The sequence below is a fragment of the Sinorhizobium terangae genome (assembly GCF_029714365.1).
Lineage (GTDB): Bacteria > Pseudomonadota > Alphaproteobacteria > Rhizobiales > Rhizobiaceae > Sinorhizobium > Sinorhizobium terangae.
On record NZ_CP121659.1, the window covers coordinates 1,415,856 to 1,425,754 of the forward strand.

Below are 9,899 nucleotides of genomic sequence, written 5' to 3' on the forward strand. Positions count from 1 at the left end.
TTAAATTTATGAACACTGAGCCGAGCTGGGATTTTTACCGCACCTTTCTCATGGTGCTGAGCGAAGGGTCGCTGTCGGCGGCGGCGCGCGAGCTTGGGCTGACGCAGCCGACGGTTGCTCGTCACATCGACGCGTTGGAAGAAATCCTCGGTTTCACGCTGTTCACGCGCTCGCCGCAGGGGCTGCTGCCAACCGATGCAGCCATGGAACTGCAGCCCTATGCCGAGACCATGGCGGCCACTTCCTCCGCCCTGCTTCGTGCCGCCTCCGGCCAGCACGGCGCGATTGGCGGAACCGTGCGCATCAGCGCCAGCGAGGTGATCGGCGTCGAGGTGTTGCCGCAGATCCTTGCCGAACTCAACCGGGCATATCCGGACCTCTCCATCGAGCTTTCCGCATCGGACGCCGTCGAGGATCTTTTGCGCCAGGAGGCCGATATCGCCGTGCGTATGGTCAGGCCGGAACAGGATGCGCTGGTCGCTCTCCATATCGGCGCGGTGCCGCTCGGCTTTCACGCGCATCGCTCCTATCTCGACAGGCGCGGCGTGCCTGAAACAATCGATGATCTCTCCCGCCACAGCCTGATCGGTTTCGATCGGCAAACCGCCGCAATCCGTGCCATCGTGGCAAGGACGCCGAACTTGCCATCAGTGCGATTTGCATTGAAGACCGACAGCAATGTCGCGCAGCTTGCGGCGATACGCGCCGGCTTCGGCATAGGCATTTGCCAGAACGCCCTTGCAATCCGCGATCCTGAGCTTGTCCATGTGCTTGCCGACGCCTTCGAGATGAAGCTCGAAACCTGGCTCGTGATGCACGAAAACCTGCGTGCAAGCCCGCGCTGCCGTGTCACCTTTGACGCGCTGGCCAAGGGACTGAAAGCCTATATCCGGCAATAACGCAACGGATGGAGGTCAACGAAAAGCCCGCCCGCAAGGGCGGGCTTTCAAGTCTCGTAGGCAAATCAGTCTTCAGAAGCTTCAGGTGGCTCCGGCGCGATAACTTCGCCAAGCGCCGCTTCCACAACTTCGTCTTCGCCATCCGGCTCGCTGATCCGCTCGACCGAGACGACCTTTTCATCCTTGGCCGTCGAGAAGATCGTAACGCCCTTGGTCGCGCGGCTGGCGAGACGAATGCCGTTGACGGGCACGCGTATGAGCTGACCGCCGTCGGAGACGAGCATGATCTGATCATTGAGCTCGACCGGGAATGCGGCGACCAGTTCGCCGATTTCCGACGTCTTCGACGTGTCGGTGGCGCGAATGCCTTTCCCGCCACGGCCGGATGTGCGGAAATCGTAGGAGGACGAACGCTTGCCGAAGCCTTTCACGGAGACCGTCAGCACGAACTGCTCGCGTGCTTTCAGTTCCTCGTAGCGTTCGTTGGAGAGTTCGCCGCCGTCGGTGACCTCTTCGCCGACCAATGCGATTTCCTCTTCCTCGCCGTTCGTCGTACGCCGCTCGGCCGCGGCACGTTTCAGATAGGCCGCACGCTCCCAAGGCTCGGCATCGACATGGCCGACGATCGCCATCGAGATGATCCGGTCGTTGTCGCCGAGCGAAATCCCGCGTACGCCGATCGAATTGCGGCCGGCGAAGACGCGCACGTCGGAGACAGGGAAGCGGATGCATTGGCCGAGCGCCGTCGTCAGCAGCACGTCGTCGAGCTCAGTGCAAGTGTCGACCGACAGGATTTCGTCGCCCTCCTCATCGAGCTTCATCGCGATCTTGCCATTGCGGTTGACCTGGATGAAGTCCGAGAGCTTGTTGCGGCGCACCGTGCCGCGCGTGGTCGAGAACATGACGTCCAGGTTTTCCCAGGTCGTTTCGTCCTCAGGCAGCGGCATGATCGTGGTGATGCGTTCGCCGGGTTCGAGCGGCAGCATGTTGATCAGCGCCTTGCCGCGCGATTGCGGCGTGCCGATCGGTAGCCGCCAGACCTTCTCCTTGTAGACGATGCCGCGCGACGAGAAGAACAGCACCGGCGTATGAGTGTTTGCAACGAATAGCCGGGTAACGAAATCCTCGTCCCGCGTCGCCATGCCGGAGCGTCCCTTGCCGCCGCGACGCTGTGCGCGATAGGTCGTCAGCGGCACGCGCTTGATATAGCCGAGATGAGACACGGTCACGACCATGTCTTCCTGGGCGATGAGGTCTTCGTCGTCCATATCCGGACCGCCTTCGGCGATCTCGGTGCGGCGCGGCGTTCCGAACTCGTCACGGACGGCTTCCAGTTCCTGCTTGACGATCGCCATGATGCGCAAGCGCGAGGAGAGGATATCGAGGTAGTCCTTGATTTCCTCGCCGATCTTGTTGAGTTCGTCGCCGATTTCATCTCGGCCAAGCGCGGTCAGGCGCTGCAGGCGCAGGTCGAGGATGGCGCGGGCCTGCTCTTCCGAGAGGTTGTACGTTCCGTCATCGTTGATGCGGTGACGCGGATCGTCGATCAGACGAATCAGCGCATCGACGTCATGCGCCGGCCAACGGCGCTCCATCAACTGCTCGCGTGCCGTCTGCGGATCCGGCGCGTGGCGGATCAGCTTGATGACTTCGTCGATGTTGGCAACCGAGATCGCGAGGCCGACCAACACATGCGCGCGCTCGCGCGCCTTGCGCAGCAGGTATTTTGTTCTCCGGCTAACGACTTCTTCGCGGAAGGACACGAAAGCGCGGAGCATATCGAGCAGTGTCATCTGCTCCGGCTTGCCGCCGTTGAGCGCCACCATGTTGCAGCCGAACGAGGTCTGCAGCGGCGTATAGCGGTAGAGCTGGTTGAGTATGACCTCGGCATTGGCGTCGCGCTTCAGTTCGATGACGACGCGATAGCCCTGGCGGTCGGATTCGTCGCGCAGGTCCGAGATGCCTTCGATGCGCTTCTCGCGCACCAGCTCGGCCATCTTTTCGATCATTGTCGCCTTGTTCACCTGGTAGGGGATCTCGGTGATGATGATCTGCTCGCGATCGCCGCGCATCGGTTCGACATGGGCGCGTCCGCGCATGATGACGGAGCCGCGGCCGGTCTCGTAAGCCTGGCGAATGCCCGAGCGCCCGAGGATCAGCGCACCGGTCGGAAAATCCGGCCCGGGAATGATCTGCATCAGGTCCGGCAGTTCGATCGCTGGATCGTCGATCAGCGCGATGCAGCCGTTGATGACTTCGCCAAGGTTGTGCGGCGGGATGTTTGTCGCCATGCCGACGGCAATGCCGCCTGCGCCGTTGACCAGGAGGTTCGGAAACTTCGCCGGGACGACGACGGGTTCATGCAGGGTGCCGTCGTAGTTGTCGCGAAAATCGACCGTTTCCTTGTCGAGATCGTCGAGCAGCGAATGCGCCGCCTTCTGCAGCCGGCACTCGGTATAACGCTCGGCCGCTGGCGGATCGCCGTCGACGGATCCGAAATTGCCCTGGCCGTCGATCAGCGGCAATCTGAGTGACCAGTCCTGCGCCATGCGCGCCAATGCGTCGTAGATCGCCATGTTGCCGTGCGGGTGATATTTACCCATCACGTCGCCGGTGACGCGGGCGCACTTGACGTATTTCTTGTTCCAGTCGATGCCGAGCTCGCTCATCCCGTAGAGGATGCGCCGGTGAACGGGTTTCAGACCGTCGCGCACATCGGGGAGCGCGCGGGAAACGATCACGCTCATGGCGTAATCGAGATAGGACCGCTGCATTTCCTCGATGATGGAAATCGGCTCGATGCCTGGCGGAGTTTTTCCGCCGCCGGGATTGCTTTGTTCAGTCAATGTTGATCACGATCTTTGTTCAGAATCAGTCGGCTTTTTTATAGCCGAATGCGGCTCTAAGCGCCAATTTTTGCAGTTGGTTGTGAACAGTCTTTTGCCGCCAGAACAGGCTTTTCTAGGGCATTTGCGCGGAAATCTCTGTGATATCCGCGCAAGCCGCCTACGCGCGCCTATGTCCCTGGCATCGAGGCCACAGTCCGTGCGCCCAAAACGGTTTAAGCCATTGATCGACCTTTGGCTAGTCGCCCCTTTCCAAGATCGCCGCGCTTGCCTAACAATGCATCCACCACCAGGAAAACCTGGGGTAGCAATCCGGAAGGGGATACGGATGTTCAATGTCGATCTTTTGATCAATGCGCTGACGACTCTGCTCGTTACGCTCGATCCGCCCGGTCTTGCGCCGATTTTCTTAAGTCTTACCGTGGGTTTGAGCCGCCAGGAGCGGTTTCAAGTCGCCACCCGCGGCTCGATGATAGCCTTCTTCATCCTTGCCGCCTTCGCCCTCTTCGGTGACGGAATTCTCGGCCTGCTCGGCATCTCGATCGGCGCCTTCCGCATTGCGGGCGGTCTGCTCCTCTTTTGGATCTCGTTCGAAATGATCTTCGAGAGACGTCAGGAACGGAAGGAAAAGACCGGCGAAGCTGCAGTGACCAAGGACCATATACACAACATCGCAGTCTTCCCCCTCGCCCTGCCTTTGATCGCCGGCCCGGGAGCAATTTCGGCCACGATCCTGCTTGGCAGTTCGTTTCCCTCCGTCATCGACCGCATCCAGCTTCTCGTTGTCATCGCCGCGTCGATGGTGCTGTTGTTTCTGGCGCTTGTGATCGCCGACCGCATCGACCGCTTTCTCGGGGTGACAGGACGAGCGATCCTCACGCGTCTCCTTGGCGTCATCCTGGCGGCGTTGGCAGTGCAGTTCGTCGTCGACGGCGTGAAGTCGGCCTTCTTGGCTTAACACGTCTTCGCGTGGATGAATCGAAGGCTGGCAGAGCCGCGAGGTGGCGCGCCGAGGTCGTCAATTGCACCGCCACTGCCGGCTGCAACCACAATGATCGTCAAAAACGCAAAAAGCCAGTCCGGGGACTGGCTTTCCCGTTTCAGCAAAGCATGAGCCGCTCGTGAAAGCGACCAAGCATCAGAACGGAATGTCGTCGTCGAGATCGCGCGAGAAGTTGCCGCCGCTCTGACCGCCCTGGCCGCCGGAGCGTCCGCCCGACGACTGGCGCGGTTGGTCGTAGTCCTCGTAGCCGCCACCATAGTCGTTGCCGCCGCCACGGCTGACACCGGAGCCGCCGCCCTCGCCGCGCCCGTCCAGCATCGTCAGCGTCGAGTTGAAGCCTTGCAGCACCACCTCGGTCGAATAGCGGTCGTTGCCGTTCTGGTCCTGCCACTTGCGCGTCTGCAACTGGCCTTCGATATAGAGCTTCGCGCCCTTCTTCACATATTGCTCGACCACCTTGCAGAGGCCTTCGTTGAAGACGACGACCGTGTGCCATTCCGTCTTCTCGCGGCGCTCGCCGCTATTGCGGTCGCGCCAGGTTTCCGAGGTGGCGATGCGCAGGTTGGCGATCGGGCGGCCATCCTGCGTGCGCCGGATTTCCGGGTCGGCCCCGACATTTCCGATCAAGATCACCTTGTTGACGCTACCAGCCATATCGCTTTTCCCGTGCTTTCCGCCGAACCGCCGGCCCAGCTCTCCAAAATTTCAAGAACGCGTATCTTAGCGGCCCGCCGCCGTTGATACGCCCCGCATCGCGGATAATCCACAGCGATTTGTGAGATTACCTCTGCCATCTGTTCTTTTTTTGTTCTAATATTTCCCTATTATCCTGTCAACCGAATCGCAATTGCGCCGCCTCCTTGCCGATTGCGCCTCGACATGGGCGTAGTCGTCATTACATAGGAGGCTTTCAACGACATGTAAAAGCTGGCTTCCGATGAGCGAACTCAAGACCATCTCCATTCGCGGTGCGCGTGAGCACAATCTCAAGGGCATCGACCTTGATCTGCCGCGCAACAAGCTCATCGTGATGACAGGGCTTTCCGGATCCGGCAAATCCTCGCTCGCCTTCGATACGATCTACGCCGAAGGCCAGCGTCGTTATGTCGAGAGTCTTTCGGCCTATGCGCGCCAGTTCCTGGAAATGATGCAGAAGCCGGATGTCGACCAAATCGATGGCCTGTCGCCGGCGATTTCGATCGAGCAGAAGACGACCTCGCGCAACCCGCGCTCGACGGTCGGCACCGTCACTGAGATCTATGACTATATGCGCCTGCTTTTCGCACGCGTCGGCGTGCCCTATTCGCCGGCCACCGGCCTGCCGATCGAGAGCCAGACTGTCAGTCAGATGGTCGATCGCGTGCTGGAGTTCGGCGAAGGCACGCGGCTCTATATCCTCGCGCCGCTCGTGCGCGGCCGTAAAGGCGAGTACAAGAAGGAACTCGCCGAGCTGATGAAGAAGGGCTTCCAGCGCGTCAAGGTGGATGGCCAGTTCTATGAAATCGCCGACGTGCCGGCGCTCGACAAGAAGTACAAGCACGACATCGATGTGGTCGTCGACCGCGTTGTGGTGAGGCCCGACCTCTCTACACGTCTTGCCGACAGCCTTGAAACCTGCCTAACGCTCGCCGATGGCCTGGCGATCGCCGAATTCGCTGACAAGCCCCTGCCGCCGGAGGAAACCGCGGCTGGCGGCTCCGCCAACAAGTCCCTGAACGAGACGCACGAGCGGGTGCTGTTTTCGGAAAAATTCGCATGCCCCGTCTCCGGCTTCACCATTCCGGAGATCGAGCCGCGGCTCTTTTCCTTCAACAACCCCTTCGGCGCCTGCCCGACCTGCGATGGGCTCGGCAGCCAGCAGAAGATTGACGAAGCGTTGATTGTCCCGGAGCCGAACCGGACCTTGCGCGACGGCGCGATTGCGCCTTGGGCAAAATCGTCCTCGCCTTACTACAATCAAACGCTGGAGGCGCTGGGCAAGGCCTTCGATTTCAAGCTCGGAAACCGTTGGAGCGAACTTTCCGAGGAAGCGCAGCGAGCCATCCTGCATGGCACGGAGGAAAAGATCGTCTTCCACTATGTGGACGGTGCACGTTCCTACAACACCACGAAGACCTTCGAAGGCATCGTGCCCAATCTCGAGCGCCGCTGGAAGGAGACCGATAGCGCTTGGGCGCGCGAGGAGATCGAGCGCTTCATGTCGGCAGCCCCCTGCCCGGCCTGTGCCGGTTATCGGCTGAAGCCGGAGGCGCTTGCAGTCAAGATCAACAAGCTGCACATCGGCGAGGTCACGGACATGTCGATCCGCGTCGCCGGCGACTGGTTCGATGCCTTGCCGGAGCACCTCAACGCCAAGCAGAACGAGATTGCCGTGCGCATCCTCAAGGAGATCCGCGAGCGGCTGCGCTTCCTGAACGATGTCGGGCTTGAATATCTCAGTCTCTCACGCAATTCCGGGACGCTCTCCGGTGGCGAGAGTCAGCGCATCCGGCTTGCCTCCCAGATCGGTTCCGGACTGACAGGCGTGCTCTATGTGCTCGACGAGCCCTCGATCGGTCTGCATCAGCGAGACAATGCCCGCCTGCTCGACACGCTCCGGCATCTGCGTGACATCGGCAATACGGTCATTGTCGTGGAGCATGACGAGGACGCGATCCTGACGGCCGACTACGTCGTCGATATCGGTCCGGCGGCCGGCATCCACGGCGGCGAGATTGTAGCGGAAGGCGCCCCGTCCGACATCATGGCCAATCCGAAATCGCTTACCGGAAAATACCTTTCCGGCGAACTCGCCGTTGCCGTTCCGAGCGAGCGGCGAAAGCCGAAAAAGAAGAAGGAAATCACGGTAGTAGGCGCGCGGGCTAACAACCTGAAGGATGTTACCGCCTCGATCCCGCTCGGAGTCTTCACCGCGGTGACAGGCGTTTCGGGCGGCGGCAAGTCGACCTTCCTCATCGAAACGCTCTACAAGGCGGCCGCCCGCCGCATCATGGGCGCACGCGAGAACCCGGCAGAACACGACCGGATCGACGGCTTCGAGCATATCGACAAGGTGATCGATATCGACCAGTCGCCGATCGGCCGCACGCCCCGGTCGAACCCGGCGACCTATACCGGTGCCTTCACACCGATTCGCGACTGGTTCGCAGGACTTCCCGAGGCGAAGGCGCGTGGCTACCAGCCGGGGCGCTTCTCCTTCAACGTCAAGGGCGGCCGCTGCGAAGCCTGCCAGGGCGACGGCGTCATCAAGATCGAGATGCACTTCCTCCCGGACGTCTATGTTACCTGCGACGTCTGCCACGGCAAGCGCTACAATCGCGAAACGCTGGACGTGCATTTCAAGGGCAAGTCGATCGCCGACGTTCTCGACATGACGGTCGAGGAAGGCGTCGAATTCTTTTCGGCCGTTCCGTCCGTGCGCGACAAGCTCGTGACGCTGAACCAAGTGGGCCTCGGCTATATCAAGGTCGGCCAGCAGGCAAACACGCTTTCGGGCGGCGAGGCGCAGCGCGTGAAGCTCGCCAAGGAACTGTCCAAGCGTTCGACCGGCCGCACGCTTTACATCCTCGATGAGCCGACAACAGGGTTGCATTTCCACGACGTAGCGAAGCTTCTTGAAGTTCTGCATGAGCTCGTCAACCAGGGAAATTCGGTCGTGGTCATCGAGCACAATCTGGAAGTCATCAAAACTGCCGACTGGATCATCGACTTCGGCCCCGAAGGCGGCGACGGTGGCGGTGAAGTGATTGCCAAGGGTACGCCTGAAGACGTTGTGAAGGAGCCCCGCTCCTACACCGGACAATTCCTGAAAGAGCTGTTGGAGCGCCGGCCGGTGAAGAAGGTCGAGGCGGCGGAGTGACCGGTTCGCGGCCGATCCGCATCTCCGACAATTGCCGGGACGCGTGTCGCGGTGCTCCTTTCGGACGGATGCGCGCCCCGGAAACGGGTGGCCGTGCTGACCGGGACCGGCGACGCTGATTGCGCGATGTGGTCGAGCGGCTTGGCGGCAGACAAGATGAATCGCCCGGACGAGCCTTGAGGAGGAGACGATGACACAATCCGGTAAAATCCGCGTCGGCATCGGCGGTTGGACCTTCGAGCCTTGGGAAGGCACCTTCTATCCTTCCGACCTCCCGAAGAAGCGGCAGCTTGAATTCGCCGGCAAGGAACTGCGCACGATCGAGATCAACGGCACATATTACAGCTCGCAGAAGCCGGAAACCTTTGCGCGATGGGCGGCGGAAGTCCCGGACGGTTTTGTCTTTTCGCTGAAGGCCAGCCGCTTTGTGACGAATCGCAAGGTCCTCGCGGAAGCCGGTGAATCGATGGAGAGATTCCTGACCCAGGGGCTGACCGAACTGGGCGACCACCTCGGCCCTATTCTCTGGCAGTTCGCGCCAACCAAGAAATTCGAGCCGAACGATTTCGAAGGATTTCTCAAGCTCCTTCCCGAAAAACAGGACGGGCTAAAACTTCGCCATGTGGTCGAGGTTCGCAACCCGTCCTTCCAGGCGCCCGACTTCATCGAGCTTTTGAACAAATACAACGTGGCCGTCGTGCTCGCCGAACATGCCGACTATCCGATGCTCGCCGACGTCACCGCGGATTTCGTCTATGCGAGGCTGCAGAGAGGCCGCGATGACATAAAGACCTGTTATCCGTCCGAGGGTCTGGATCTCTGGGCCGAGCGGCTGAAAACCTTTGCGGCGGGCGGCGAGCCGGAGGGGCTCGAAAAGAGTGCGCCGGATCGTAAGGCCGATAAGACGCCCCGCGACGTTTTTGCCTTCTTCATTACGTCGGGCAAGGTCAACGCGCCGAATGGCGCAAGGGAATTGCAGAAGCGGGTGAGCTAGCCCTGCTCCGCCGCCACGCTGAACGCCGAACATAGCTTGGTTCGTGGCGGCCGAGGCCCGCCACGATGACGCTGGATATGGTGGCGACCTCTCAATGAGCGCGGAGCGGCCCCGTCCAAGTCGCTGCATAGCCGAATCACCAGGCGCGCGTCACATCCAGACGGTCTTTGCAATCGCGGGTAGCGCTAGGGCATGGCCTTCATCTGCTTTTTTACCCTTGAAAAATTTGATCTTGCGCCTGCCGTTGCCGCATTGTCGCAGGCAACGTTCTGAAGTCCCTGATTTTCAACGGATTGAC

General features: G+C 60.8%; 6 protein-coding genes. 4 read left to right on the forward strand and 2 right to left on the reverse strand.

Translation table 11 applies throughout. From position 1 onward, the window contains the following. The first annotated feature begins 8 nt into the window (after positions 1-8). The gene (locus tag QA637_RS06780; protein WP_283064383.1) at positions 9-899 is read left to right on the forward strand and encodes a LysR family transcriptional regulator; all 891 of its coding nucleotides are present in this window, start codon (positions 9-11) and stop codon (positions 897-899) included. A 65-nt stretch (positions 900-964) separates the two neighbouring features. Here the strand turns inward: QA637_RS06780 and gyrA are convergent, their stop codons facing one another. Beyond that, a complete protein-coding gene (gene gyrA / locus QA637_RS06785) occupies positions 965-3,745 on the reverse strand; it encodes a DNA gyrase subunit A (RefSeq protein WP_283064384.1) in 2,781 nt (926 codons plus the stop codon). Positions 3,746-4,073: 328 nt separating this feature from the next. Here gyrA and QA637_RS06790 point away from each other — a divergent pair, with 328 nt between their 5' ends. Then, positions 4,074-4,703 carry a MarC family protein gene (locus QA637_RS06790; RefSeq protein ID WP_153441013.1) on the forward strand — a complete coding sequence of 210 codons (630 nt, stop codon included), beginning with the start codon at positions 4,074-4,076 and terminating at the stop codon, positions 4,701-4,703. 180 nt (positions 4,704-4,883) lie between these two features. Here QA637_RS06790 and QA637_RS06795 read toward each other — a convergent pair whose 3' ends face one another. Further along, the gene (locus tag QA637_RS06795; protein ID WP_153440981.1) at positions 4,884-5,402 is read right to left on the reverse strand and encodes a single-stranded DNA-binding protein; all 519 of its coding nucleotides are present in this window, start codon (positions 5,400-5,402) and stop codon (positions 4,884-4,886) included. A gap of 283 nt (positions 5,403-5,685) precedes the next feature. On the opposite strand from QA637_RS06795, the gene uvrA reads away from it, so the two are divergent. Beyond that, the gene (gene uvrA / locus QA637_RS06800) at positions 5,686-8,607 is read left to right on the forward strand and encodes an excinuclease ABC subunit UvrA (RefSeq protein WP_283064386.1); all 2,922 of its coding nucleotides are present in this window, start codon (positions 5,686-5,688) and stop codon (positions 8,605-8,607) included. 190 nt (positions 8,608-8,797) lie between these two features. Continuing rightward, positions 8,798-9,601, forward strand: coding sequence for a DUF72 domain-containing protein (locus tag QA637_RS06805; protein ID WP_283064388.1), 804 nt, complete (start codon positions 8,798-8,800; stop codon positions 9,599-9,601). The last annotated feature ends 298 nt before the right edge of the window (positions 9,602-9,899 follow it).

Excerpts from the sequence above, each read along its gene's own strand:
- QA637_RS06780 (WP_283064383.1), top strand. The coding sequence starts at position 9 with ATGAACACTGAGCCGAGCTGGGATTTTTACCGCACCTTTCTCATGGTG.
- QA637_RS06790 (WP_153441013.1), top strand. The coding sequence starts at position 4,074 with ATGTTCAATGTCGATCTTTTGATCAATGCGCTGACGACTCTGCTCGTT.
- QA637_RS06795 (WP_153440981.1), bottom strand. The coding sequence starts at position 5,402 with ATGGCTGGTAGCGTCAACAAGGTGATCTTGATCGGAAATGTCGGGGCC.
- uvrA (WP_283064386.1), top strand. The coding sequence starts at position 5,686 with ATGAGCGAACTCAAGACCATCTCCATTCGCGGTGCGCGTGAGCACAAT.
- QA637_RS06805 (WP_283064388.1), top strand. The coding sequence starts at position 8,798 with ATGACACAATCCGGTAAAATCCGCGTCGGCATCGGCGGTTGGACCTTC.